At 40.4% G+C, this 25940-nt stretch carries 20 protein-coding genes; 5 read left to right on the top strand and 15 right to left on the bottom strand.

What is annotated here, in order from left to right:
• Positions 1–93 precede the first annotated feature (93 nt).
• Complete coding sequence (locus tag ACFOWS_RS03525) at positions 94–1431, top strand: amidohydrolase family protein (protein WP_379762597.1); 1338 nt, start codon at positions 94–96, stop codon at positions 1429–1431.
• A 5-nt stretch (positions 1432–1436) separates the two neighbouring features.
• On the top strand, positions 1437–2069 hold the full coding sequence (gene trhA / locus ACFOWS_RS03520) for a PAQR family membrane homeostasis protein TrhA (RefSeq protein ID WP_379762596.1): 633 nt from the start codon (positions 1437–1439) through the stop codon (positions 2067–2069).
• 201 nt (positions 2070–2270) lie between these two features.
• On the opposite strand, the gene ACFOWS_RS03515 is transcribed toward trhA, so the two are convergent.
• Both ACFOWS_RS03515 and ACFOWS_RS03510 read right to left on the bottom strand, forming a co-directional pair.
• A complete protein-coding gene (locus ACFOWS_RS03515; protein WP_379762595.1) occupies positions 2271–3938 on the bottom strand; it encodes an Ig-like domain-containing protein in 1668 nt (555 codons plus the stop codon).
• Between the two features lie 220 nt (positions 3939–4158).
• Positions 4159–4848: a ZIP family metal transporter gene (locus ACFOWS_RS03510; protein ID WP_379762594.1), complete on the bottom strand. Its 690-nt coding sequence runs from the start codon at positions 4846–4848 to the stop codon at positions 4159–4161.
• 56 nt (positions 4849–4904) lie between these two features.
• Here ACFOWS_RS03510 and ACFOWS_RS03505 point away from each other — a divergent pair, with 56 nt between their 5' ends.
• The gene (locus ACFOWS_RS03505; RefSeq protein WP_379762593.1) at positions 4905–6065 is read left to right on the top strand and encodes a THUMP domain-containing class I SAM-dependent RNA methyltransferase; all 1161 of its coding nucleotides are present in this window, start codon (positions 4905–4907) and stop codon (positions 6063–6065) included.
• A gap of 184 nt (positions 6066–6249) precedes the next feature.
• Here ACFOWS_RS03505 and ACFOWS_RS03500 read toward each other — a convergent pair whose 3' ends face one another.
• From ACFOWS_RS03500 to rlmD, 4 genes are read right to left on the bottom strand one after another with little or no spacing between them, the layout of a single operon-like run.
• Complete coding sequence (locus tag ACFOWS_RS03500; RefSeq protein WP_379762592.1) at positions 6250–6591, bottom strand: VOC family protein; 342 nt, start codon at positions 6589–6591, stop codon at positions 6250–6252.
• On the bottom strand, positions 6591–7352 hold the full coding sequence (locus tag ACFOWS_RS03495) for a DUF6048 family protein (RefSeq protein WP_379762591.1): 762 nt from the start codon (positions 7350–7352) through the stop codon (positions 6591–6593). The genes ACFOWS_RS03500 and ACFOWS_RS03495 overlap by 1 nt, the downstream gene beginning before the upstream one ends.
• Positions 7333–7851 carry a DUF6452 family protein gene (locus ACFOWS_RS03490; protein ID WP_379762590.1) on the bottom strand — a complete coding sequence of 173 codons (519 nt, stop codon included), beginning with the start codon at positions 7849–7851 and terminating at the stop codon, positions 7333–7335. The genes ACFOWS_RS03495 and ACFOWS_RS03490 overlap by 20 nt, the downstream gene beginning before the upstream one ends.
• A gap of 28 nt (positions 7852–7879) precedes the next feature.
• Positions 7880–9292 (bottom strand): 23S rRNA (uracil(1939)-C(5))-methyltransferase RlmD, encoded by a 1413-nt coding sequence (gene rlmD / locus ACFOWS_RS03485; protein ID WP_379762589.1) that lies wholly within the window; start codon positions 9290–9292, stop codon positions 7880–7882.
• Positions 9293–9527: 235 nt separating this feature from the next.
• Between rlmD and rocD the strand changes: the two genes are divergently transcribed.
• Complete coding sequence (gene rocD / locus ACFOWS_RS03480) at positions 9528–10808, top strand: ornithine--oxo-acid transaminase (protein ID WP_379762588.1); 1281 nt, start codon at positions 9528–9530, stop codon at positions 10806–10808.
• A 68-nt stretch (positions 10809–10876) separates the two neighbouring features.
• Here the strand turns inward: rocD and ACFOWS_RS03475 are convergent, their stop codons facing one another.
• The 6 genes from ACFOWS_RS03475 to ACFOWS_RS03450 form a co-directional block, all read right to left on the bottom strand.
• Entirely contained in the window at positions 10877–11953 is a 1077-nt protein-coding gene (locus ACFOWS_RS03475) for a trypsin-like peptidase domain-containing protein (protein WP_379762587.1), read from the bottom strand.
• 18 nt (positions 11954–11971) lie between these two features.
• Complete coding sequence (locus ACFOWS_RS03470; protein WP_379762586.1) at positions 11972–13144, bottom strand: hypothetical protein; 1173 nt, start codon at positions 13142–13144, stop codon at positions 11972–11974.
• Between the two features lie 331 nt (positions 13145–13475).
• Positions 13476–13991: an outer membrane beta-barrel protein gene (locus tag ACFOWS_RS03465; RefSeq protein ID WP_366587175.1), complete on the bottom strand. Its 516-nt coding sequence runs from the start codon at positions 13989–13991 to the stop codon at positions 13476–13478.
• 126 nt (positions 13992–14117) lie between these two features.
• On the bottom strand, positions 14118–15170 hold the full coding sequence (locus ACFOWS_RS03460) for a S66 peptidase family protein (protein WP_379762585.1): 1053 nt from the start codon (positions 15168–15170) through the stop codon (positions 14118–14120).
• 81 nt (positions 15171–15251) lie between these two features.
• A complete protein-coding gene (locus ACFOWS_RS03455) occupies positions 15252–16562 on the bottom strand; it encodes a carboxypeptidase-like regulatory domain-containing protein (protein WP_379762583.1) in 1311 nt (436 codons plus the stop codon).
• A gap of 117 nt (positions 16563–16679) precedes the next feature.
• On the bottom strand, positions 16680–19130 hold the full coding sequence (locus ACFOWS_RS03450; protein ID WP_379762582.1) for a M14 family metallopeptidase: 2451 nt from the start codon (positions 19128–19130) through the stop codon (positions 16680–16682).
• A gap of 147 nt (positions 19131–19277) precedes the next feature.
• On the opposite strand from ACFOWS_RS03450, the gene bshC reads away from it, so the two are divergent.
• Positions 19278–20879 (top strand): bacillithiol biosynthesis cysteine-adding enzyme BshC, encoded by a 1602-nt coding sequence (gene bshC, locus ACFOWS_RS03445; RefSeq protein ID WP_379762581.1) that lies wholly within the window; start codon positions 19278–19280, stop codon positions 20877–20879.
• A gap of 212 nt (positions 20880–21091) precedes the next feature.
• Here bshC and ACFOWS_RS03440 read toward each other — a convergent pair whose 3' ends face one another.
• The 3 genes from ACFOWS_RS03440 to pgmB all read right to left on the bottom strand — a co-directional run bounded on the left by ACFOWS_RS03440 (position 21092) and on the right by pgmB (position 25884).
• The gene (locus tag ACFOWS_RS03440) at positions 21092–23065 is read right to left on the bottom strand and encodes a thiol-activated cytolysin family protein (protein ID WP_379762579.1); all 1974 of its coding nucleotides are present in this window, start codon (positions 23063–23065) and stop codon (positions 21092–21094) included.
• 223 nt (positions 23066–23288) lie between these two features.
• On the bottom strand, positions 23289–25133 hold the full coding sequence (locus tag ACFOWS_RS03435) for a tetratricopeptide repeat protein (protein WP_379762578.1): 1845 nt from the start codon (positions 25131–25133) through the stop codon (positions 23289–23291).
• A 91-nt stretch (positions 25134–25224) separates the two neighbouring features.
• Positions 25225–25884: a beta-phosphoglucomutase gene (pgmB, locus tag ACFOWS_RS03430; RefSeq protein ID WP_379762577.1), complete on the bottom strand. Its 660-nt coding sequence runs from the start codon at positions 25882–25884 to the stop codon at positions 25225–25227.
• Positions 25885–25940: the final 56 nt, after the last annotated feature.

The following is a 25940-nucleotide window of genomic DNA, read 5'->3' as shown; positions in this document are numbered from 1 at the left end:
GAGTAGGTAGCCGCCTTCCTTGAAAGCCCTTCACTTTAGTGAGGGGCTTTTTTTGTTTTTATGCATTATCTTTAATCAAAAACATAACCAGCCATGCGAAAACTTCGATTGACCTCCTGTTTCCTACTCTTTTCATTCATATTATTTTCCCAAGAAAACCAGTTAAAAGCTTTGGTAGGGGGAACTTTGATAGATGGATATGGCTCAGACCCCATTAAAAATAGCGTTATCCTAATAGAAGGAGAGCGTATCAAAGCTGTGGGTACTGTAGAAACCCTTACTGTCCCGGCAAATGCAGAAATCATATCCACAGAAGGGATGAGCGTGCTACCCGGTCTTTGGGATATGCACGTGCACACTATGATCAATGGCCATGCCGATTATGCCTATTGGGACAAAACCTATCCTCCTTTGTTTAAGGATGTTATTATGCCCGCCTCGGCACATCAGCTTTTAATGGCCGGGGTTACAAGTGCTAGAGATTTGGGGGCTCCCTTGGAGGAAAGCATTGCGGTACGCGATGCTATCAATTCTGGAGAAATACCAGGGGCCACATTATATATATCAGGGCCTTTTATTCAGCATGAACCGTATCCAGGGACTGAGGATTTTCGGTGGGGAGTAAAAGGAGTGGAAGATGGTCTTATAAAGATTCGGAAATTGGCCAATGCTGGGGTGGATGTCATTAAATTGATTGACCATGACCAAATGACCATGGAAGAGCTCAGTGCAGTTGTCGATGAAGCCCATAAACATAATCTAAAGGTTGTTGCCCATGGGCATCGACCTGAGGAAATCCGGAGAGGATTGGAAGTAGGTGTCGATTGTTTTGAACACACGGGTTTGTCATCTGCTCCCAGCTATCCAGATGATATCATAAAAATGATTGAAGAGCGCACCGCCCAAATGAACAAGGGACCCCTATTTTGGTGTCCCACTGTGGAAGGACTCTACAATTATGAGTATTTAAGAGATAATCAAGAAGTATTGGATAACGATTCATGGCATTTAGGATTGCCGGATACGGTGATTACTGACATCAAAAACAGCTTTAAACACCCAGATAGGCTTCCTTATTTTCAATTGACACCTTCCCGAAAACCAACGTTACAAACCAAAGTACAGCAACTATTGGATGCCGGTGTGGTACTATTGATTGGAACGGATAGTGGAATCCCAATGAAATTTCATAGCCAATCCACATGGAACGAGCTTGATGTTTGGGTGAATGAGTTTGGCATTGACCCGATGTACGCCATACGTTCGGCTACCTACTGGCCCGCCCTTTGGATGGGGGTTGCTGATGAAGTGGGCACTGTAACTCCCGGAAAGTATGCCGATATCATTGCAGTGAAGGGTGATGTGTTGCGATATATAGACCTGCTTCAAGATGTGGATTTAGTGGTGAAACACGGTAAACGTTATAAATAATTTGCTTGAAACCTAAATCTGACCCTGTTTTACTGGAAGAAAAATGGAATGCGTATTCGCATGCCTTCGGAATAGTATTGGCCATTATAGGCACTGTATTTCTATTTCACAATGATTTGAGCCAAACGCCTTATTTGTATGGAAGTGTTTGGATTTATTGTTTTTCCCTTGTCCTATTGTTCTCGGCTTCAACGGTTTACCATTCCGTTCAAAATCCGAAATTGAAAAAGAAACTACGCATTTGGGATCATATCAGTATCTATTATTTGATTGCTGGTACGTATACGCCGGTATGCCTTACAGTGCTCTTACCCTCCAAAGGGTGGTTGTTATTTTATTTAGTTTGGGGAATTGCTTTGTTCGGAACGATTCTGAAATTATTTTTTACCGGTAGATTTGAGGTCTTCTCCCTTGTTCTTTATGGGGTGATGGGCTGGATCATTGTGATTGACTTGCCATATTTAATCCAAAACATGTCTGCCAAAGGTTTGTTCTACCTTTCATTGGGCGGTGCCTTTTACACGTTGGGTATAGTTTTTTATGCTGTCAAAAGAATTCCGTTTAACCATCTCATATGGCATTTTTTTGTGCTGGGTGGGGCTATAACTCATTGGGTTATGGTATATATGGTAGTCTAATATCAATCTGGCAAGAATTTGTTTCGTGTTTATAATACTATCTGTAAAACCCATTCTTGAAAACAGATTCCATTATTGGCAAGTTTAATAAATTCAATTGGTTGGGTTCAAGATATCATCAAAACTTTAATAATTGACAGAAAATTCGTCAAAGAGATACCTTAGTTTTAATTGGTGGAGGAACGGCCATGGTCTATTTCCTCAATTAATTAAAAAGTGATTTGGATACACATAATTCTGATTCCAAAAGCTAGGGTTATCATACACAGACTCTTTGACCGGAGATATTAAATACCACTTTTCGTTGTCCTTTATTATTTTTTGGAGGTATTCTTCAAAAGAATCCATATTCACATATCGAATAAGTTCAACTTGGCGTTGATCATAATCTTCGGGGCTTGCAAAACTCAGGTTGTTATATGTATCGTTGAAGACCCATTCTTCAAGCTCTACTGGGATTACGGGTAATTTTATGGCTGAATTATTTTGGCTATCGAAAACGATATTCCATCGGTAGGTGCCATCTCTACCATTCAAAACGGTTGCTTGTCCCCCAGATCTTCTTGAGAAAAAGTCAGATAAGGCTATTCTACCTACAAAGTCTTCGTTTGCCGTATTTTTATCAACCATAAAAGTGCCATTCTCAAAAGTGTGTGATACAGACCAATCCCGGCCATTGTATGATTGGTTAGGCTTTCCTGTGTGTTCAATTCTATATTTTAAATATTGTAACTCGGTCCTATAAGCGTAAAAATTGTTATTAAGCCAATAGTTGATTTTTGCTCCACTGGCTTCGGTATTGGCAAGAGGATTGTTTATATGGAAGATATTATTGGAATAATCGCTTTCATTTTCATAAAGATAAATACTGAGGATCGGATGATTTGATAAGGCTAAATCAATATTGGGATATTCCAAATTTTCTAAAGTAATACCCTCATCTGAGAATAGATCTGGAGTGATGCTAAAGTTATCCACTAATACATCCTTGTTCAAAAGAGCGTAGGATGTAATAAGTTGGTCCGTGTTTTTCACCTGCAAATAAACATTTTGGTTTACATAAAGGTTACCGTAGTCATCATACCTTGAAATGATGATGCTATTTTCAGGAGTGGTAGGAGAGCAACTACAGGCGTTACCTCCCGAGGAATAATCAAATCCGTTAGCCTCCAATGCTATAAAGTCTGTAGTGTTTTCATCCCAAAATCCTTCAATGGGAAACTCTTCAGGAAAAGCACGATCAAAAAAATTGGAGGGGAAACGAGGATTTGTTTTAAGGTTTATTTCCTGCAAAGAGGAGCGTTTAATGTTCTGTATGGTTGCCAGTTCGTTGGTTTCACCATAAAAAGCTGCAAATTTTTCGGCAAAGGTTAACATATACTCCTCCTCATCCGAAATTTCAGCTGTAGTACTTAGGGTAATACTGGTGTCAGTAGGTTCCACTTTTGCTATACTTAGTAACTCGCCATCCATTGTGGATGCAAATATGTAGAATTCAATTAGCTCTGGATTAATGTTTTGACCTGGGAAATTGATAGTGATCAAAGGGGTTTCGTTAACAATATTGATCAGCTGATCTGTTGAAGAAGTATTGCCCGATGTATCCGTGGCATCAATTCTTAATACATAATCAGTAAGTTTGGAAGTGACTCCCTTTGAAGCGTATCCAGAAACATCAATCGTAATCTGATAAGGTGCGGTGGTATCCTCACCCACTTTTTCATTGTCAATAAAAGCCTCGACCTTGGCAATACCCTCTGCATCCTGCGCGTTGATGTTGATTTGAATCTGATTGCTAACCACTATGGGTTCTGAGTTTCCAGACCCTGAACTTCCAGCAATGGAAAAATCCACCGTTGGCGCAACCACATCTGGCTCTGGAGTGGGGTCCTAGGAATCTGAAGAACAAGAAAATAGCATGGTAATAAGTGTCAGTAAGATTGAGGTCGAAAAGAATTGTTTCATTGGTATATTATAGGGGTACGGATTTTACTTGTTGGTCAATATAGGACCAAAAACCTAGAAATTGACAGAAAATTCGACTAAAGGTGTGGTACCAAAGTTTAAATTTTTATAAAACCAAATAGATCTATATCAAGTAGGCAATCCCAATCCCAAGAATGATCACCAGCAATTTTCTTAAATTAAAAGCATGCCCCTGTGAACTTTCAAAAAGTATAACGGTGGATATGTGCAAAAACACGCCAATGGCCAATGCGGTTAAATACTGGCCGTAATGCCCCACCCATTCCGATTGTGCGGCCATATATGTACCGATTGGGGTCATTAATGAGAACATCGTAACAAAAAGCAGGGCCCAAACAAGTTCTATCTTGGAATTGATCAGGAAAATGCTCAAGATGATGGCCACAGGGATTTTATGAATGATGATACCATATAAAATGGGCTCATTGCCGTGTATGGGAACCCCTTCTACAAAAGCGTGAATGCACAGACTCAAAAATAGCAACAGCGGAAATTTATTTTCCTCCAAATTAAAATGCATGTGCCCATGTTCGGCACCTTTAGAAAAGAATTCCAAGAATACTTGAAGTAAGATTCCACCCAAAATGAACAAGGCTATGGTTTTTGGGTCATGTTCCTCGTAAACCTCGGGAAGGAGCTCAAAAAAAGTAAGGGCCAATAAAAATGCACCACTAAACGCCAATAACAGTTTTATGTTACCAGTATTTTTGGGTTTTACCACCCACACAAAGGTAAAGCTGCCCCAAACAGCAATAATCGGGATTAGGAATACAATTAAAAAAGGAAAATCCATAGGCTGGGTTGAAGGGTTAAAAATAGCCTATTTTTGTGGAAAGACTTTAAGAAAAGATGGCAGGAAATTTTAAGATGTTGGCCAAAACCTTGTTTGGATTTGAACCAATTCTGGCGCAAGAATTACGGAATTTGGGAGCTGGTCACGTGGAGGAGGGTGTACGAAATGTAACTTTTGAAGGGGATACAGGATTTCTTTACAAGGCCAATCTTTGCTTACGTACTGCCCTAAAAGTGCTAAAACCCATTGCCACATTTAAGGTCCACAATGAAAAGGACCTGTATAAAAATGTCTATGAAGTGGATTGGCCCAGCATTTTTCATCAAGAAAAAACTTTTGCCATTGACTCCACGGTGAACTCGGACAATTTCAATAATTCCATGTTTGTGTCACTGAAGGCAAAAGATGCTATCGTGGACAAGTTCAGAGCTGTGGTTCGGCAACGTCCCAATGTAAATGGGCAGGATGCTGATGTACGCATCAATATCCACATCTTTAAAAATCAATGTACGGTTTCACTGGATAGTTCCGGTGCCTCCCTTCACCAAAGAGGCTATCGGATTTTGACCAACATTGCTCCCATAAATGAAGTGCTGGCTGCTGGTTTGCTTTTGAAAAGTGGTTGGGATGGTCAAACCGATTTCTTGGACCCCATGTGCGGTAGTGGAACATTTTTGATAGAAGCGGGTATGATAGCTTGTAATATTCCAGCAAACATTAATAGGGAATCCTATGCTTTTATGAATTGGAGGGATTATGAACCCGAATTGCACCAAAAAATAGTCGATGCCAGTTTGAACAAAACAAGGGAGTTTCTTCACAAGATCATTGGGTATGACAAAGCCCCTTCGGCGGTCAGAAAATCGCAGGAAAATGTTGATAATGCGAATCTTTCAGAATACATGACCATAGAACGCAAGGATTTTTTCAAAACTGAAAAGCCCGTGGAAGGAAAACTACATATGGTGTTCAATCCACCATACGGAGAGCGCCTACCTATTGAGATGGAAGAGTTTTACACTAAAATAGGGGATACGTTAAAACAGAATTATCCAGGAACGGATGCTTGGTTGATTACCTCCAATTTAGAAGCTTTAAAGTGTGTTGGACTTAAGACGTCTAGAAAAATTAAAGTTTTTAATGGGAAATTGGAGGCTAGATTGGTTCATTATGAGATGTACGAGGGCAGCAAAAAGGCAAAGTTCAACGCAAATTGATGGTATTTACACGAAAAAAGTGCTCCATGTTAAATTAAAATTTACTTAAGTTTACCAAAATGTTTATTTTTGGAGCCTTTAAGATTCAAACTAACTAACTCAAGAATTTAAGATTACTTAACTAACTCAAATTAATTACTGACGAAAAAAGCCTGCGGAAGCAGGCTTTTTATTTATCAAACAATTACTTGTCGGACCAAATGGCCAGTTCATTACCGGACGGGTCTTTAAAATGGAACCGACGTCCGCCCGGAAAGGAAAAAATGTTTTTGGCAATTGTTCCGCCTGCTTGTTCTACCTTTTGTTGGATAGCTTCCAAATCCTGATGATACAGTACAATAAGTGCTCCATTGGCAATATCATTTTCCGTTTTTTCAAAGCCACCCTCAAGTCCGCTTTTCGAAAAAGCGGTGTAATCTGGGCCGTAGTCTGTAAAGGTCCAGCCGAACACCCCAGAATAGAATGCTTTTACTTTCTGTAGGTCCTTCGCTTTGAATTCAACATAGTTGATGTGGATATTCTTCATTAGGGCTCTTGATTGGTCTCCTTGGTCTTTTTTGATTTCTTATACAATGGAATAAAGTAGGTGAGGGTATAGTTGTAGCCCACCCCAAAATTACTTCCTCCCGTAACCTTGTTAAACCCGGGAATCCAAAGATTGGGAAAATTTTCATCTTCTTTGTTGGTAACCAAAAACCCCAGACGGGCGCTCATGCCTATATAAATATTGGCAAACAATTCCGCTTTAACGCCCATAACAAACTCCAGCCATGACGCACTTAGTCCACTGTATTCCACATTGGGGTTATTGCCGGGGACAAAATCAGGATTAAAGAATTGATTACTTTCATAAATATTGTAGTCCTGAAGCGTTTGGCTGAAACTGGCAACTGCATAACGTCCACCAATGGTAATGGCATTGTTCATGCCGAACCAATTTTCATAGGTATTGACTTCCGCTCCAACCTTGATATAACTACCCGATGTTTCATAGCGATACAACAAGGTATTGCCTAGGCTTTCATCCTGCAGCTTTTTTTCATTTCCAATTTCAGCGGCCAGATACAGTTTTCGGGTGAGTCGGTAATCGCCGACAAGTTCAAGTCCGGTATAATCTTCATCGATAAATGAAAAAGTTAACCGGCTCAGGTCGGCCCCGACCCGCAGCCCATACTCATCTTTATATTCCACGGTATCCTTGGCCTGAAGGTCTATGGGCTCACTTTGTGCCCTTGTGAGTAAAGGCAACAGAAAGAGTAAAAAAAGACTAATGAAATATTTTGACATGGATAGCATTGGAGTTTTCTACAGTTTGTTGGACCACTTGAATATCTTGAATCCAGTTATCGGCGCCCTCTGTGAGTGTTACGGACAAATCATTGAAATTGGCAACAAAACCACAAGCCCTAGAAATAAAAGCTTCACCGTTGGTATACGCAATGCTCAGTGTGTCCAGATTACCAGTTTCCAATTCTGTTTCCGCATCGTCCGCAGAATCCATAATGAACACATAAGACGTGTTTGTGGCGGTAATCCGCAGGGGAATTGATAAGGAATCGGGTGAGTTGGCCCTATCATTAAAGGAGTCGTTGTCCAAAACGGTGTTGTTGTCAATGGCCCTAATGCGAAGGGAAGGTACTTCTTTGGCAAGAGTGGTATCCTCAATATCAAAGAAACCAACTACCAAAAGTGGCGTGTCGCCTTCCACACAGATGTCGTCTTTTTCACAGGAGGAAAAATAGATAAGGAAGCAAGCGATAAGTAAGATGGGGAGAATTTTTTTCATTCCGGTTTAGCAGGTTTAAAGTCAAAAATTATACCCGTTTTTCCAAAAGTACAACATTTTCAACGTGGTGGGTTTGCGGGAACATATCCACGGGCTGAACTTTGGTGACCTTGTACAAGTCTTTCATAAGGGCAAGGTCCCTGGCTTGTGTAGCACTATTGCAACTTACATAGACAATTTTTACCGGGGCAACTTGTAACAATTGCTCCACCACATCTTTGTGCATCCCATCCCTTGGCGGGTCTGTAATAATGACATCAGGTTTGCCGTGTAGACCAATAAAGGATTGGTTGAACACATTTTTCATATCACCCACAAAAAATTCAACATTCTCAATAGTATTGTGCACGGCATTGGCGATGGCGTCTTCAATTGCTTCTGGCACAGATTCCACACCAATAACTTTTTTGGCCTTTTTAGCTACAAATTGGGCAATGGTTCCTGTTCCTGTGTAAAGGTCGTAAACTACTTCATTTCCAGAGAGATTGGCAAAATCGCGGGTCACTTTATACAGCTCGTATGCTTGTTCCGAATTGGTCTGGTAAAACGATTTTGCATTGATTTTGAACTGTAGCCCTTCCATTTCCTCAAAAATATGGTCACGCCCCGAAAAGCAGATGACCTCTTGGTCGTAAATGGTATCGTTTTGCTTGGAGTTGATGACATATAGCAACGCGGTGATTTCAGGGAATTTTGTTTGAAGATGGTTTAAAAGAAGCTCACGATGCTCTAAATTATCCTCGTAGAATTGGACCAAAACCATAATCTCCCCGGTTGAAGCTGTTCGGATCATCAACGTGCGCAAAAGACCTGCTTGCTTTCTGGGGTCAAAAAATGAAAGTCCATTTTTTTGGGCAAAGTTTTTTGTTTCCAACCGAATGGCATTGGATGGGTCTTGTTGCAAATGACATTTTTTAATATCCAAAATCTTGTCCCACATGCCCGGAATATGAAAACCTAATGCGTTCCTATCTTCAATATCTTTTTCAGAGTTGATTTCCTTTTGGGTAAGCCATCGACTGTTGGAAAAGGAAAACTCCATTTTATTTCTATAGAAATATTGCTTTTTGGAACCTAAAATGGGGGTTGTCTCCGGCAATTCCAAATGTCCAATACGCTTAAGGTTGTTCTCTACCTCACGCTGTTTAAAAGACAGTTGATGCTCATAAGCCATATTCTGCCATTTGCATCCACCGCAAACCCCAAAATGCTCGCAAACAGGGGCAGTTCTTTTTGGGGACAGGGTGTGGTAATGGGTCGCAACACCTTCAAAATACGCTTTTCGCTTTTTGGTGGTCATAACATCCACCACATCACCAGGTACGGCATTGGATAGGAAAATTACCCGTCCATCCGGGGCTTTCCCCACTGACTTGCCCTTTGCTCCGGCATCAATGACCTCTACTTGTTCAAATGTCTGTCTCCTGTTCTTTTTCCGCATGGGGCAAAAGTAAGTTCTTTTTGGTATTTGGCATTGTGCAGCTTCTTAAATTGACCCTAAACTTTATTGGGATTAAATTTTCGGAATACACATCTGTAACACATGGATTTAAGCAATAATTTGTAATTTGCAGGCACTTCTAGGGATGATTTCTCTCCCACGCTGCTTTTTCGAGACTTCGAAAGAATAAAGGTATTGTAGGAATGGTTATTTTATTGATTTAAAACTATTTAAAATGGCTATTTTAGAGCATTTAACATCGCAGCAAGCGATTGATTTGGAAAACAAGTATGGAGCCCACAACTATCACCCACTTCCTGTAGTATTGAGCCGGGGAGAAGGTGTCTATGTTTGGGATGTAGAAGGGAATAGGTATTATGATTTTTTATCGGCCTATTCCGCGGTAAACCAAGGACATTGTCACCCAAAAATTGTGGAGGCCATGATGGAACAGGCGAAAACCTTGACCTTGACCTCGCGGGCATTTTATAATGACATGCTAGGTAGATTTGAGGAATACGCCACCTCCACTTTTGGGTTCGATAAGCTTTTACCCATGAATACGGGTGCAGAAGCGGTTGAAACTGCATTGAAAATTTGTAGAAGATGGGCGTATCAAAAGAAAGGAATCCCAGAGAATCAAGCGCAGATCATTGTTTGCGAAAATAATTTTCATGGACGCACCACAACAATCATTTCTTTTTCAAATGACCCTGTGGCCAGAGAAGATTATGGTCCGTACACCCAGGGGTTCATTAAAATAGAATACGATAATTTGGTGGCTTTGGAAAAAGCTTTGGAGAGCAATCCTTATGCTGCCGGATTCTTGGTCGAACCCATTCAGGGAGAAGCCGGGGTCTATGTGCCCTCAGAAGGGTATTTAAAAGAAGCCAAGGCACTCTGCGAGAAGTACAATGTGCTTTTTATTGCGGATGAAGTCCAAACAGGTATTGCCAGAACTGGTAGATTGTTGGCTACCTGTGGCAATTGTAGCTGTGCAGATAAAAATTGCAGTGGCACACCAGAGGTTAAACCAGATATTTTAATATTGGGCAAGGCCCTTTCGGGTGGTGCTTACCCTGTATCGGCGGTATTGGCCAATGACAGTATTATGCAAGTTATAACTCCTGGTAGTCATGGAAGTACTTTTGGAGGTAATCCTGTGGCAGCTGCTGTGGGTATGGCTGCCCTAGAAGTTATCAAAGAGGAAGAGCTCGCCCAGAATGCAGATGAATTGGGTAAGGTTTTTAGGGATGAGTTGAACAAGTTCATTCCAACTTGTGATTTGGTTGTAAAGGTGCGTGGCAAAGGATTGCTCAATGCCATTGTTATAAACGATTCGGAAGACAGTTCCACAGCGTGGGACATTTGTATGGCATTGAAGGAAAATGGACTTTTGGCGAAACCTACCCATGGCAACATAATCCGTTTTGCACCACCTTTGGTCATGAACCGTGAGCAATTGCTAGATTGTGTTTCTATAATTATCAAGACGTTACAGGAGTTTGAGAAATAATGGTTGTATAAAAAGTAAGGGCCAGCGAACATTGGTTCGCTAGCCCTTTATCACTTTTTCAAAAACTATTAGGCTTCCTTGGATTCTATTGACATTTCGCAACCATATGTATCGGCAAAGAAATTGTCCAAATCGTCTGCTTTTAGCGCTAGATTCTTCAAATTGTCCTTGATGGTTTCCGCGTGATCGGTAAATATATCCGACAGATGAGCCCGATAAGAAAGGTAGATTTTGTTATCATAAACCCCTAAATAGTAGGGTTCCACATTTTTTTCAAGCAGGTGGGCCAATACTTCTTGAATGTTTTGTTTGGGTAAATTGTTCATGGGAGAAGTTGCAATTAAATAATCCCGTTTAAAAACAAAGATTCTAATTAGAGCACTTCCTTGGTGAAACTCCCAAAAATCCCTTCCAGCTCTTCCTAAAACCGGGTTTATTCCTAAATCTGTAAGGGCATTTTCAACAAATTGGGCAAAATGGCTTTTTTCAAATTCTTCCCAGATAGAAATATCCATATGGTTTCCACAATTGGCACAAAACTCTGATTCTTTATCGGTGTATGTGTCACATGAATTACATTTTACATGGTAGGATTCGGTCTTTTGGAGAAAGGCGAAGTCGTTCAATTCCTTTATCAAATCCAGATGTTTAATTCCAAACCCAACATTGTCCGCATTATTGAATTTTGAGGTGGTCACACCAATAAGAACTCCGGCCTCGTTCAACATGGGCCCACCAGAGTTACCTGGATTCACTGCCGCATCGGTTTGTATATAGTTTCTGTTACCCATAGGCTGACTTGTGGAGGAGACAATCCCTTCGGTTATGGTATAGGGCATGCCAAAAGGATAGCCATTGATGAAAATTCTTTGGGTGTTGGCAATAACAATTTCCTCCTGCAAGGAAATGTCGGTCATGGTGTTTTCAAATCCATCAATATGCAAAAAAGCAAGATCCACTTCTGGGTTTACCATGACCACATTGGCAACATGTCTATCTCTTTTGTAGTCTTCAACGGCCACTACTTTTGCTCCTTTTATCACGTGGTAGTTGGTAATGACATGATTATGGCCACCCACCGTAAAGCCACTTCCAGTTCCGGATGCCGTTATTATTTTAAAAACTGATTTTCTTATATTTTCCACTTTACTATCTTTTACTTGTTAACTGAATAATTTTGAGAGGAGGCTTTTTTTGCCAGTTGCATTGACAAAACCACCTGTTTTTCCGTCTAAAAAACCATAAAATGTGTTCAGCAGTACGGGTCTGGCCTCATGCAGCTCTTTGCCCGAAACTGTTTCAAGAACGGTGTAAATGGCATCTTGGTGATGTTCTTCCAAATTGTAATCATAAATCATTTTCAAAAAGGAATATTGCAAATAGTAGCAGAGCATCATGTTGTTATTATCTTTTATGTACCCATTCACATATTTTTCCATGCTCTTGGCATGGTTCTGTAGTATTTCGGTGGAACTGCGCCATTTTAGGGAAATCAATGCTTCGGCATGGTAGACATCCTGCAAAAACTCTTCCTTGGGTTTTTCAAGTAGTTTTTGCATAAAGTTTACGCCTTTGTCTATCCGGTAATTAAAATCAATCTTACCATTGAAGAGATTGTTTACGTATTCCTCCAATTTGGTTCTGAGTGTTCCATGCACACATGGGATGTTTACAATTTTTAGGATGGAAATCACAATAATGTCCCATTGAAAATCATTCCATCTTTTTTCCTTGAAGTAGGTGCTGTAATTTCTATAATCTTCTAGGACCCCTGTGATTTGCTGCCACACTTTTTCCTTTTCATCAGTTGTTAATTCTGTAACTCTTGGTTGTTGATAGAATTCGGCGTTGTACTTGTCAATGAACTCGTCGTCATAATCATCGGAATACACACTTATTTCCCTGAGGATGTCATATATTTTAAAGGGCTGACAAAGCGATATTGGGGTTTCGTACTCAAACCACAGCGCATTTTCCTTAAGTTGGATTTGGGTTAAGGTCAACGGATTAAAGTTGATTTCTGAAGCCCTTCGAAACAAGGCGACTTTGTTGGTTTTTTCCGTGACTTTCACAAAAGGTGCCTTTATGGAAAAAGTGTCCTTGGTAATGGACATTTGGATTTCTGCTGAACCTTGCCCTTGCACGATTTGAATGTCATCATCAATGGATTTACCCTTTAATACGTTGGAATTGATGTAGTTTAAGGTCTCAATCAATGCCTTTCTGTAATCTTTGACATCATAAGCATCCATTGCTTTGCTCCAGTAAGAAACGTCCATACGAGGACTGTCCTTACTCTTAATAGGTCTTTGGAACCTAGGAAGTACGTTTTTCATTTTTGTAGATTAAGTTATAAGACTGAAAATGGACTTTGGGCGAGGTAGATTATCGTTTTTACGCTGTGCCATTACAATCAGCGTGTTTGAAAACGACTATGCCAATATCGTATTTTTTTTTAAAAAGGGGTGAAATCTCCTGCAAAAATCTGGATTATTTATTTGAAGCCTAATCAGTTGCATGGATTTTGTTGGCTCTGAAGGATATTGGATTTAGAAAAGGTCTATCTTCAAACTGTATCAAAACAGCTTTTGAACGATTTTTAAGAATCATTTTAAAATAAAAAAGGGCCGTGATTTCACGGCCCTTATATTTTGAAGTAACTAAAAATTATAAAAACTTATAACCGACTCCTACGGATAAATAGTTGCCCCTAACTTTGATATCCTCACTGCCCGTATACGAGTTGTTTATTTGAAATGTGTACCGTGCTTCAATAAAGAAATCCTCATCAATGTCATAGCCAATACCTCCAGCTACATCAAACTCCACACTGCTAAAATCCTCTGGAGTATCTTCAAGGGAAAACACAAGTTGTGGCCCAAATTGAAGATTAAATTTCTCTGAAATGGCAAATTTACCAAGAATAGGAAGTATCAATCCATTTGATTCATCTACAACCGCAAATAAAAGCTCAGGTTGAATATTGAAGTTTTCAGCGACGTTAAAATCAGCTACTGCACCAATATAGAATCCAGATTCTGATGCGGATATAGTAATATCTTCAGCCTTAACACTACCCCGGGCATTCAAATATCCCGCAGTTGCTCCAAATCTTGCTTCTTGTGCATGGGAGGATAGAACAATTCCAAACACTGCAACGACTACTAAAACTAGTTTTTTCATAGTTAAATAAAATTTATGTTTAGCCGCCAAAGATAGAAATATTAGTAATCGGTAAACCAAATTTTTGCAAGTAAATAGAAGTATAAAAGAGCGTAGTTTCTTAATAAAAAAAAGCCCTTTGCATCTTCACATAACAGCGGCTTCCAAAAGGCGGAGTTGTTTTTTTGTGGCATTAAAATGGGCATTTATGCCAATGGGAAGGGTTAGGTTATTGGGCACATGACCAAAACTCATACCGTACATCGCTGGAATTCCCAAAGGTGCCAATCTATCGGTAATGACTTCTTTAAGGGTAAAGTTGTCACTCATTTTTAGTCGGTCACAGCCCTTGAATACTCCTAATATTATTCCTTTGGCATTAGGGAGCGTAGCACTTTCTGAAAATTGTGTGAGCATACGGTCAATACGGTACGGAGGTTCTTCCACTTCTTCCAAAAAAACCAGTTTATCCGTAAAATCAATTTCATAAGGTGTGCCCATCATGGCGGTTACCAAGGACAGGTTGCCGCCCACAAGTTCTCCCTGGCCCTCACCATAGGTTATGGTGTACCTGTGATATTCGCTGTCCATATAATCTTCAGGGTCCGTTAAAATAACATTTTTCATGGGTAGGATTTCCGGCCCTTCCATAAGTATACGCTTAAAATAAGCTTGACTGTACTCGTTATCAATTGTGATTCCAACTGGACCGTGAAAACCCACTAATCCCGTTTTTTGGTAAATGGTGTTGATAAGTGCCGTAACGTCACTGAAACCAATGAGCGGTTTAGGGTTTTGTTGAATAAGTTCATAATCCAAAAGAGGTAATAGTCTGGTGCAACCATATCCACCTCTAACACATAGGATGGCATTAACTTGGGGATTGGAAAACATCTCCATTACATCCTTGGCTCGTTCTTCATCCGTATTGCTGAAATACCCACGGTTATCTAGAATACGATCTGTATGATGGGTCTTAAACCCCATTTTTTGCAAGGTTTCTACTACGAGGTAAAGTTTCTCTTGATCAATGGAGTATCCTGGGGCAACTAAGCCGATTGTAGCTCCTTTTTTCAGTTTTGGAGGCTTAATACGAGATGCCACTTGAGATAATGGAGAACTACTCCAACCAGTTTGGTGCAATAGCGTTGTAGTCCCTAAAGCAGCGACTGATTTTAAAAAGTTTCTTCTTTTAGACATGAAGTAGAGGTTGCATGATTAAACCCAAAGCTAAATCCCTTGGTAAAAATGCAAAAAAAATATGAACTATCCTGCTTAGAATTATTTGCTATTACGCTGAGAGCGTCGCAATTGTCGTTGAATTTTGCGGATAGCGGACTCGATTGACTTTTCGGGTTCTATAATGTTATACTCGCCCCAAAAATCTGGGTCGGAAAAACCAACAGCTTCATCACTTAGGATAATGGATTTTTTAACCCGCTCCCTATTTCTGGGAAGTTGACCTGTTTCGTTCTTTTCCCAATCGGTTATAGCCATTTCAGCGGTCATACTGTAGACCGAGTTGAATAATTTATCAGCCCAGTCCACTTTAAATTCCATCATTACACTGCTATACCCATAGTACCACTTACCACCCTTTTCGCGGTAATCCACACGATAGGCCACTTCGGTGGGCCAAACATCCACTCCAATGGGTTTTCTTCGGACAAAAAGACGAGCCGCGGCGTCCTTATCGGTGATATTGAGATTGTAGATGGCACTGGTCAACGTTTTGTTTTCTACATCAATAAAAAGTTCACCACCATATAAGGGGTCCATTATGGTTTCCAATTGATTGAACTTGATTACGTATATGAGCCGGTCGTTGATTCGTGTGGAGCGGTCAAAAGAAAACGTGTAGTCATCTATGGAGCCTTCTGCAAAAATGTATTCGGGATACTTCATGATATCCACATACAATGTATTGAATGGTCCGCCTTGTAGTTTTAAGGCAACGGTGTCCAACTTGCTGTAATCGGTACTTTTTCGTGCTTTATACAATTCCAATGCATCATTACGCGTGGAATTATAGGGGGTTTTGTAAACGCTGACCACAGCTTCGGAAAGGGACACGTTTCTTCTTCGTTTTTTTATGGTTTCCCGATAAAAGGCGGTCATCAATGTTAGGTCATTAAAATAGTTCTCGCCTTTTTTGGCAAAAGTTTCCTTTACCAAAGCCTTGGCATCCTTAGGGGCATTGATATTGATTTCCGAAAGTTGCGTAACTGATACTAAAAGTGCAATGGTATTGCCCTCTGGCTGAAACTGAAGCAATGGAATGGTCTTGCTTTTATAGCCCAAGAAGGAAACGATAACGTTACCGGTAGCAATGTCAATATCTTTAGGAACTTTCAACAAGAAATCCCCTTCGGTGTTGGTGATGGTACTGATATTGGTGCCCTCCACAGAAATTGTGGCAAAAACAAGTGGCTTATTGCTCGATTCGTCGACGACCTCACCTCTATATTGATTAAAGTCATTGGTGTCCTCTTCTTCTTGGAAGGCCCAGGAATGGGTTGGGCAAAAAATTATCCCAGCCACCAACAAAACAAGGGATGTTATTTTCTGAAAAAAATGGGTTCTAGCGCGCATATCCTAAAAACTTATACCTGTTGAATCTATTAAAGATACAAAAATTAAGACATCAAAATTGCTTCAATTTTCTTAAAATTTAACCGGTAATGGGTTTAAAATCAATTAAAAAGAACACTAATCCACCATAAAGAGTGCATTGGCAAAAAACAGTTTTCCGTTTTCCCAAAAACCACGGAAAAGTGGGTTGTCCACCATATAAACCACCTGACCTGCTCCAAAATTCTCTACACCAAAAACAAGGGATTCCTTCACTTTTTTCTGGGCTTCACTTCCAGCAAATCCAGAAAATGGCTTGGTGTTTTCCTCCAAATACACGGCATTACCGCTATTCATGTAACTGTAACTGGCATTACCCAATTTTAAAGTGAAATAATCCTTACCATACCCGTATGCCAACGGATGGGTGTTGTCTACCTTGGTCTTAAAAATAGCACCGGTTATGGCATCCTTGATTCGTTCCCGCTCCGAATTTTTGTGGGGGCTTGGTATGTTGGCGGCTGAATCATTTTCCATTTTCTTTTTCGCTATTCCAAAACCGTTCTCACCTTCCAAGGCTTCAATGGCACCGCCCATAGCAATTATTTTGCCCCCTTTTCGGACCCATTGCTGTAATTTCTGGAGTTGTTTTTCATTAAAGTGATTTCCATACCGTCCTCCGGGGAGAATTAAGATATTGTATTCGTCCAAATCTACTTGGTCTGCATATTCATCATCGATTACGGTTAGGGGGTAGTACAATTGTTGTTCAAAAAAGTGCCATATTTCTCCAAAACGAAGGGTAGAGGTGGGACCACCTGAAAGCACTGCAATCTTAGGCTCGGTAATCATTTTAATGGAGGATGAACCAAAGTCCTTTCCAGAATCCACAAAACCTGTCATTGAACTTGTGATATCCTTATCATATTTCTGGGAAGCGGTCGTAAGAACTTCCACAAAATCATTTTTATGCTGGTTGTCACCTTTGGTTATGATCAAGGAGCCTCTTTCAAACGATTGCCCTTCAATGGAAAAAGGATGGTCTGCTTTACGAACACGGATTCCCGCCTTGAGCAAATCCGCAAGAAATTTTGCATCCTTTAAGCTGTTCCAGTCTGTGATATAGGCATAACTATCTGGGGAGATATCACTGCTGGATATCTGTTCTGCTGCTCCATTGGCAGAAACCAAGGATGTAGATGCAATCGCATCCAACCCATAAGCATAAGGAAGCGACCAAGCCGTAATATCATAGGTGAGGGAATCACTCAATTTGGCATTGGGCTCAAACAATACCTTTACCAAAGTCCCCTTGGTCTGATTGGTGGAAACCACTAAACTGTTGTTGGTCGTGGTCATGCTGCCGCTACCTCCCGTAGTGTAGTCAAAACCTTTTACAGTTCCATTGGAAGGACTGCCATAGTTTATTTTATGTTTGTCCAAGAGCGATTTTAGGGCGTCAATTTTGTCTTTGTCCCCATTCAACACATAGCTTTTGTATTTAAAATTCTGGTTGTCATAGAATTTTTTGAACTCTGTATTCAACCGCTCGGCATTTTGTGAAGAAACCTCAACGGTGGACATTCCTGTGGTGAAGTGATGCTCAATTCTGTCTTTTAAGGTCAATGTATCTCCAATAGCTGTAATAACGCCCAATCCACCCTGTCCACTGCCACCTTGTTCATAGGTCATTCCAATAGCTCCATTGTATGTGGGATAGGTGTCGCCGTAGCTTGGATAAAATAGGTCAAAAACCTCTTTTGTGAAGTAAAACCAGCCGTTGGCATCAAAATATTTGGCATGGTTCTTTCCCAGGGTAACCTGGAAATCACGTTGAAAATCGGTTATCACTTCGTGATAAGGTTCTGCTGCAGGTGCAAAATAATAGGGGTTGTTCATGCCTTGCTCATGAAAATCCACATGCACGTGTGGCAGCCATTCGTTATAGACTTTTAGACGTTGTTGGCTCTCAACCTGGGTCAACCATGCCCAATCACGGTTAAGGTCGAACATATAGTGATTGCTTCGCCCGTTCCACCAACCTTCATGGTGTTCCTTGCTATTGTAATCTACTTGATACGGTGTGTTCTTATATTGATTGTACCAATTGCTGTATCTATCTCGGCCATCAGGATTGATACATGGATCCATGATGACCACTGTATTTTCCAGATATTGGCTTTTGGAAGTCAAAAGCTCATATATGGTCTTCATGGAAGCCTCGGTGCTCACACTTTCATTTCCGTGTACGTTGTAACTCAACCAAACAATGGCCTTGGAGGTATCTCCACCCGCTTCCGTATCTTTTAAATGCTCTTGACGGATACTTTCTAAATTGGAAATGTTTTCAGCAGAGGACACATAGGCCAAAAGCAGGGGCCTACGTTCATTGGTCTTTCCATAGACGGTCAATTTTACCCTATCTGGGGCCTCTTTGGCCAAATACTCGTAGTAATCGACCACTTCATGGTGGCGCGTAAATTGGGTGCCCAATTCATACCCCAAAAACTCCGAAGGGGACTTTAATTGTGCTGTTGCGGATATGAAAAAAGCAAAAGTTGTAATGAAAGAGAGGAATAGTTTTGCCATGTATGAGGTGATTAGTCAGAACCAAATCTAACAATAAATTGAACTATTGTCATAATTTTTGTTCAAGATGAGCCATTTGTAATTAACGTATTTTTAGGATGAGAAAAAAACAAGAGGTTTATCTTTGACCACCTCATTGCAGTGTTAATGGAAGTAGATTGTATACCCTTTAAAGAAACCGGTTATTTTTCCAAGCTTATTTGCGACTATTTGGATCAGTTGGAAAGTCTAAAACCATTTTATAGCCGATTTCCCTCAGCTGAAAATTTTAAGGAACAGATTAAGGAGAAAGGGGGTAATTATCCTGCCGCACACCGAAAGGTCTTGGTTGAGGCATTGAAGGGACAATACAAGGGATTTGAGGTTTCCGAATCCACACAGGCCAACATTACAGCCTTGGAAAAGGAGAATTCTTTTACTATTGTTACGGGGCATCAATTGAATTTATTCACGGGTCCTTTGTACTTTTTATATAAAATTGTATCCACCCTTAACTTGGCTAAACAACTCAATGATTTATACCCGGACAACCATTTTGTGCCGGTGTATTGGATGGCCACGGAGGACCATGATTTTGATGAAATCAACTATTTCAACCTTCACGGAAAAAAAATTCAATGGAATCGTTCAGCGTCTGGAGCGGTTGGTGCGTTGAGTACTGAAGGACTTGATGCCGTTTTTGAGTTGCTGTCCCCTGAACTGGGTAATACCGGAAATGCGGAAGAACTCAAAAAGTTGTTTAAAAAAGCGTATTTGGAGCATTCTACCTTGACCGATGCCACACGCTATTTGGCCAATGCTCTATTTGGCAAAGAAGGTTTGGTCATTGTTGATGGTGACGATAAGGCTTTAAAAAAAATACTGATTCCCTATGTAGAAAAAGACATTATTGAGCATATTCCATACAAGGCTGTCTCAGAATCCATTACAAAGTTGTCCGAAGTATCATCAGATTATTCCATTCAGGTGAATCCACGGGAAATCAATTATTTTTATTTGAAAGATGAGATTCGCGAACGCATTGTTAAAAAGAATGGGAAGTTTCATGTCCTCAACACCGAAATAAGTTTTTCAGCCGAAGAACTCAAGGATGAACTGCATAAGTATCCAGAGCGATTTTCACCAAATGTAATAGCACGACCATTATATCAAGAGGTGATTCTGCCTAATCTCTGCTATATTGGAGGAGGTGGGGAGTTGGCGTATTGGTTGGAATTGAAATCATATTTCGGGGAGATGGGGGTTACCTTTCCCATGCTGCTGTTGCGAAACTCTGTGTTGGTCATTACTAAGAAGCAGTCTGAAAAGTTGGAAAAATTGAATCTGAAAATTTCCCACCTCTTTTTAAAACAACACAGTTTCATCAATAAAAAGATTCGGGATATTTCCAATATCGATATTGATTTTTCACCCCAGAAAAAATTGTTGGAAGAACAATTCAAAGATCTTTATGAATTGGCGCAGCAAACCGATAAGAGTTTTTTGGGAGCTGTAAAGGCCCAAGAAGTTAAACAGAAGAAAGGTTTGGATGCATTGGAAAAGCGTCTGCTGAAAGCCCAAAAAAGAAAGCTCAAAGATCATGTCGTCCGCATGACCGATATCCAAAATGAGCTTTTTCCCAATAAGTCACTACAGGAGCGGCAGCTTAATTTTTCAGAACTCTATCTGGAAATGGGAGATGCGCTAATCCCAACACTTCTAGACTCTTTGAATCCATTGAGCGGTGATTTCACCATATTAAAATACTGACAATCAGTTATTTGTGTTATTTAAAGCGATTTTTTTAAAAAAAGTTTAGAATTGAGGTAGGGTATTTCTTCTTACAACTGTTTTAGTAATGAAAATTGCTATGAAAATTAATATTTGAGTTGGTAAACTCATATGTTTAGGTTGGTTTTGATTTTATTTAAAAGCCCCGGAGTGGTTCCCGGGGCTTTTGCTTTTATTTTTAAGAAGATAATTTAATTAATCACCCAAGGTCCCTCAAAACGATCCTGACCGACAGTTGCCGAGGAAAACCATTCATTTATTTCATCTCCCTCTTTATTTACAAAAATGAACCTTCTACTGGAACCTCCGATGGTAAAGCTTGTGGCCGCCCCAACTTCATCAAACAGTGCTCCATTGTTTTCTATACTTTGCGGGTCCCCAAACCATTCATTGGATGGCTTTGTAGAGGTCCAACTTCCACCGCTGGCAGAGTTGTAAACTTGGTATTCGTCACCATCTAGTCCGAAAAATGCCATGGAGGTAGCTCCAACGCTTACTCCAGCTCCTATTCCTTGGGTGCCCAAGGAAAAATTGTTGCTGTCCCCAAAGGTTTCATTGACCAATATGGTAGAACCTGCTGTCCCAATGGGCCCTTCTGGCAACTGATTGTTATCTACATAATTGGTAAGTTGGAATATTTGTAAGTTGAATCCGTTCCCACTAAAGATGTAAAGTCTAGGCTGAAGGTTGTCCGCAAATTTCACAGCTGCTCCAACACTTTCCAATTCCAGTTCTCCTAGAGGGGCATTAGGATCTTTAATGTCAAAGATTTTTCTGTCGCCATCACTTAAAATACCTGGGGTATTTCCATTGAACCATGCATATTTTGTTCCTGTCTTATTAAAAACAAGGACATCACTGTTACCTAAATTGGCCATGGCTCCGATTCCATCCTCAAAAAGGTCTAAAAGATCGCTATATATTCCTGGGGGAAGAATACCTTTTAATTCACAATTTTTAACGGTGTATTTAGTCGCCAAATTCGTGCTAACAACTTGGCTGGGATCTTCCAAGCTGTTCACCACGTATGATAGAGGTAGACCACCAGAGATATCACTGGACGCAGCAAGTCGATCTACAATATCTTTGAGATTGTCAACGGCATCCTCTCCGCCAAATGTTGCACCTACGGCGTTTAAAGTGCCTTCGGAATCCCCTCCATAAGCTATTACCTTTACACTTAAATTATTGTATTCCCGTAAGGACTCTATATCTACATTGCCACTTACTTTTCCAGCAACTGCGTTGTACGAACCTTTCAAGGCAAATTCCATATCCTGGGCTGATGCGGTGGATTCATACAGCATATAAAATATGCGACCGTAAGTCACTGAGGAAATAAAAGTTGCTGGGTTGTTCGGTTGAATAAATTTTGCCAATTGTTCTGCAGTTACATCTTCATGAAAAACTTCATCAAGATCTGTAGGTTTTACATAACTCATGGTATAATAGGCCTGGGTCAATTTTACCAAAACACTGCTGTATTCCGAGTTAGTGTTCAATGAAAAGTTGGAGCTAACTTTTGAAGTCAGAGAGGATGCCTTTAAACCCATTTCCAATGCCAATTGCTCCCTGGAATTTATAGCTACAACATCTAAGGTAAAATTTGCTGGGGTGATCTCCCCGTTTTGTGCTATGACATCATTCATGGCCTGTTGCACTGTTCCTTGGTCTATGACATCCACCTCTACCGTGGCCTTTGGATTTCCGGTGACCAGATTATAGGTGATTTTTCCACCGGCACGCTTTACCACAATGTCAGATGGTGTGGCATTGTCCAAGGTTTTACCTTGTAACAGATTACCAGGCCAAATCACTGAAGCATTGGTATTGTATAGTGGAAAAGTATGGGTTCCTCCGGTGATGTCCACTTCTTTCTCGGTACAGACCCAGCGCTGTTCAATGGTTTCACCTTCGTCTTTTCTGTCATAATCTTCATCTGCTGTTTGTTCGGTACCCGCAACTTCTGTTTCTGTAGTATTCGGCGGATAGTTTTCAAATTCATCTCCGCTGGCCACAATTTCTGCAACGGTGGCTGTTGAAGGGTCAATTGGGTCTGTTGGGTCTGTTGTGTCATCACCATCTCCACTTTTGCTACAGGCTATTGCGGAAAATATCAGTACGTGGGTCAAAAATCTACTGAATAATTTCTTGATTGCTTTCATCACTTCTTTTTGTTTTGTGGTTAAACTTTAAGATTCTGTTTTGTGTGACCCGCCCGGTAACGGTCTGCAGCCCTTAGCCGAGCAAGACCACAAAACTGGTGTCAAATACATGACAATACAAACCTAAATCGCTGATTTTGAGCAATGAAATAATGAGGGTGGACAAAAGGTGGACACTCTTATAAAAGTGAAAGGACACTTGGTGGACAGGGTAACGGGCCCATTAAAGACTCAATACCAAATCCTGTAGAGAGTCTTCAGTTGTGATATTCAATTTTTTACGTAATCGGTAACGGGCTTTTTTAATACCCTCCTGCGAAATGTTGAGAATGTTGGCTATTTCTTTGGAGGAGAGGTTCATCTTTAAAAGTGCTAAAAGCCGAAGCTCGTTAGAGGTAATTTCCGGGAATTTGGCTTTTACATTGCTGTTAAAATCCTTGTGGACCTGCTCAAAATAGCGGGAAAAGTTTTTCCAATTGTCATCATCCTGCAAATCAAAATTGATTGTGCGGATAAGTTGTTGGTATCCATTTTTGGAGGTTTCTCCCTCTTTTAGCTCCTTGGCCTTTTGTTTGAGTCCCTCTAAAACTTCGTTCTTTTTGGCCAAATGTAGTGCATGGGTGGTCAATTCTTTCTTTTTAAAGGCGAGCTCCACATCAAGTTTTTCCCTTTCCGCTTTGTTACGCTTTAATTTCTGCCTAATCCCATAAAATCCAAATCCAAATACCAATACAGATAATCCCAATCCGCTTCCCAAAAGCATTTTTTGAAGATGGCTTACTTTGGCCTCTTGCTCAAGAAGAACAATTTGCTGTTCTTTTTTTTCGGTTTCATAAATGGTTCGAAGCTCCTCTATTTGCTGGGATTTAGTTGTATTGAAAATAGAATCGTTAAGGTTTATGAAGTGCTTTTTATCTTCTAATGCTTCTTTAAATTGACCATTCTTTTCATAGGCAAGTGACCTACCCTCGTAACCATCCTTGAGTTCGGCAAGGCTTTGAATGGAATCAGCCAAATGAATGGCCCTTGTATGATTTTTTATAGCATCAGCCATTTGATTTTTCTCTAGAAACAAACTGCCCAATTCGTTGTAGGAACTCACATTGTTGTTGGCCGTTGTCTTACCAAGTGCAATGCTTTTGGTTAGAAAGTCTTCCGCTAGAACAAGGTTTCCCTTTTTTCGGTTGGCCAACCCCAAATTGTGGTAGCAGATGGCTTCAAAACCTTTTCTACCCGAAGAAATGGAGATTTCCAGACTCTTGTTGAAATGCTCAATACTCTTGTCAATTTTGTCAAGGCCAAGGTATGCATAACCAATTTCGGTATGGGTGATGCATTGCCAAAGATGATTTTTCTGTTTTTCAAAGATTTTGAGTCCTTCCATGAGTTGGGGCAGGGCGGCCCCATCGTTTCCTCTAAGGCTTTCTATCCTTCCAACACCAACCAACATGTCAGCACGTTTTTCTAAGTAGGGTTTTTTAAGGGAATCCAATCCACGGAGTCCATTCAACATGTATTTTATACCAATTTCATAACTCGCTTTATCCATGTAAATCGTGGCAATTTCCCTATTGGTTTCAGCAATACGAATTCCACTTTTCATGTTTTTGGCGGTCTGCATGACCTTCTCGTATAATTCCAAGGATTTGGTAAAATTACCCTGTAATTGTTCAATCTTGGCTAAGCCGTTAAAGGTTTTAAATCTACCCTCATTGTCATCCAACTCTTCCCAAATGGATGCAGAACGTTCAAAATAGTAGTGGGCCGAATCAAAGGCATAAATACGACGATAGTAATTGCCATAATTGAAAAGGGCATCACCTTCTCCTTTTTTATAGTTGAAAGTTTTTGAAAGTTGAAACTGTTCCTTTACGTAAGGCAGTACATCTTCAGGTTTTCTTAAATGCAAGGTTCCATAATAGAGTTGGTCCAGCGTTTCAATTTTTTCAATCCCGTCCGGTTGATTTTCATATACGTTTAGAAGGCTATCGAGTCTCTCTTCTTTTTGCGCTTGAAGAATAAAGCAAGAGAATAGCAGGTAGATTGAGACAAAGAATCTGGTTTTCATGGAGGCTGAATTACCTCTTAAAAATAGACATTTTGCCCCAACTTTATGAATAAGAGTAGTTTGAGTCGAAGAAAGGGAACTGTAAAGTTTATTAGAACAATTCTTTGAAATGTGACTTCACTTCAAACAAAGTGGCTTCCTTCATGGTATTAAACCGAATATCGGCATGACCTACACGTTCCTCTGGACCTATTCCAACGCTGTGAAAACCTCCGGCCTTGGCAGCATCAATGCCTTTTTCGGCATCTTCAAAAACGATACAATTGGCAGGGGGAAGTTGCAACTTCTCGGCCGCATACAGGAAAATATCAGGAGCGGGTTTACTTTTTGCAACGCTGTTTCCATCACCAATAACATCAAAATACCCCGTTGCGTTGAGTTGCTGTAGCACTTTTTCAGCATTCTTGCTGGCACTTCCCAAAGCCACACTAAATCCTTCGGTTCTAAGATGGGTCAATAATTCTCGTGCTCCGGGCAGATAATCTTCGGGCGTTACGTTATCCAAGCTGGCCACATACAGGTCGTTCTTTTTGGTGGCCAATTCAACAATGGTGCTTTCATCTAAAGAGACCTTGTTGTGCTGCATAATGACCTTAATGGAGTCCATTCTTGAGATACCCCTAAGTTTTTCATTGACTTCCCGGTCAAAATTCCAGCCCATTTCATCGGCCAATGCCTTCCAAGCTTCATAATGCAGTTCAGCCGTATCGGTAATTACGCCATCCAAATCGAAGATAAAACCCTTGATCATGGTTTAGTGTTTATGAATGGCAAAGAAATAACGAAATGTGTTAAGAAAAAAACTAC

Origin of the sequence: Flagellimonas marina (assembly GCF_042651185.1) — a bacterium.
Lineage (GTDB): Bacteria > Bacteroidota > Bacteroidia > Flavobacteriales > Flavobacteriaceae > Flagellimonas > Flagellimonas marina.
This window is presented reverse-complemented; position numbering and strand designations above follow the sequence as displayed.

Excerpts from the sequence above, each read along its gene's own strand:
- bshC (WP_379762581.1), top strand. The coding sequence starts at position 19,278 with ATGGAAGTAGATTGTATACCCTTTAAAGAAACCGGTTATTTTTCCAAG.
- ACFOWS_RS03435 (WP_379762578.1), bottom strand. The coding sequence starts at position 25,133 with ATGAAAACCAGATTCTTTGTCTCAATCTACCTGCTATTCTCTTGCTTT.
- ACFOWS_RS03460 (WP_379762585.1), bottom strand. The coding sequence starts at position 15,170 with ATGTCTAAAAGAAGAAACTTTTTAAAATCAGTCGCTGCTTTAGGGACT.
- ACFOWS_RS03500 (WP_379762592.1), bottom strand. The coding sequence starts at position 6,591 with ATGAAGAATATCCACATCAACTATGTTGAATTCAAAGCGAAGGACCTA.
- ACFOWS_RS03495 (WP_379762591.1), bottom strand. The coding sequence starts at position 7,352 with ATGTCAAAATATTTCATTAGTCTTTTTTTACTCTTTCTGTTGCCTTTA.
- ACFOWS_RS03440 (WP_379762579.1), bottom strand. The coding sequence starts at position 23,065 with ATGAAAGCAATCAAGAAATTATTCAGTAGATTTTTGACCCACGTACTG.
- ACFOWS_RS03455 (WP_379762583.1), bottom strand. The coding sequence starts at position 16,562 with ATGCGCGCTAGAACCCATTTTTTTCAGAAAATAACATCCCTTGTTTTG.
- pgmB (WP_379762577.1), bottom strand. The coding sequence starts at position 25,884 with ATGATCAAGGGTTTTATCTTCGATTTGGATGGCGTAATTACCGATACG.
- ACFOWS_RS03465 (WP_366587175.1), bottom strand. The coding sequence starts at position 13,991 with ATGAAAAAACTAGTTTTAGTAGTCGTTGCAGTGTTTGGAATTGTTCTA.
- ACFOWS_RS03525 (WP_379762597.1), top strand. The coding sequence starts at position 94 with ATGCGAAAACTTCGATTGACCTCCTGTTTCCTACTCTTTTCATTCATA.
- rocD (WP_379762588.1), top strand. The coding sequence starts at position 9,528 with ATGGCTATTTTAGAGCATTTAACATCGCAGCAAGCGATTGATTTGGAA.
- rlmD (WP_379762589.1), bottom strand. The coding sequence starts at position 9,292 with ATGCGGAAAAAGAACAGGAGACAGACATTTGAACAAGTAGAGGTCATT.
- ACFOWS_RS03505 (WP_379762593.1), top strand. The coding sequence starts at position 4,905 with ATGGCAGGAAATTTTAAGATGTTGGCCAAAACCTTGTTTGGATTTGAA.
- ACFOWS_RS03510 (WP_379762594.1), bottom strand. The coding sequence starts at position 4,848 with ATGGATTTTCCTTTTTTAATTGTATTCCTAATCCCGATTATTGCTGTT.
- ACFOWS_RS03450 (WP_379762582.1), bottom strand. The coding sequence starts at position 19,130 with ATGGCAAAACTATTCCTCTCTTTCATTACAACTTTTGCTTTTTTCATA.
- ACFOWS_RS03490 (WP_379762590.1), bottom strand. The coding sequence starts at position 7,851 with ATGAAAAAAATTCTCCCCATCTTACTTATCGCTTGCTTCCTTATCTAT.
- ACFOWS_RS03470 (WP_379762586.1), bottom strand. The coding sequence starts at position 13,144 with ATGAAAAACGTACTTCCTAGGTTCCAAAGACCTATTAAGAGTAAGGAC.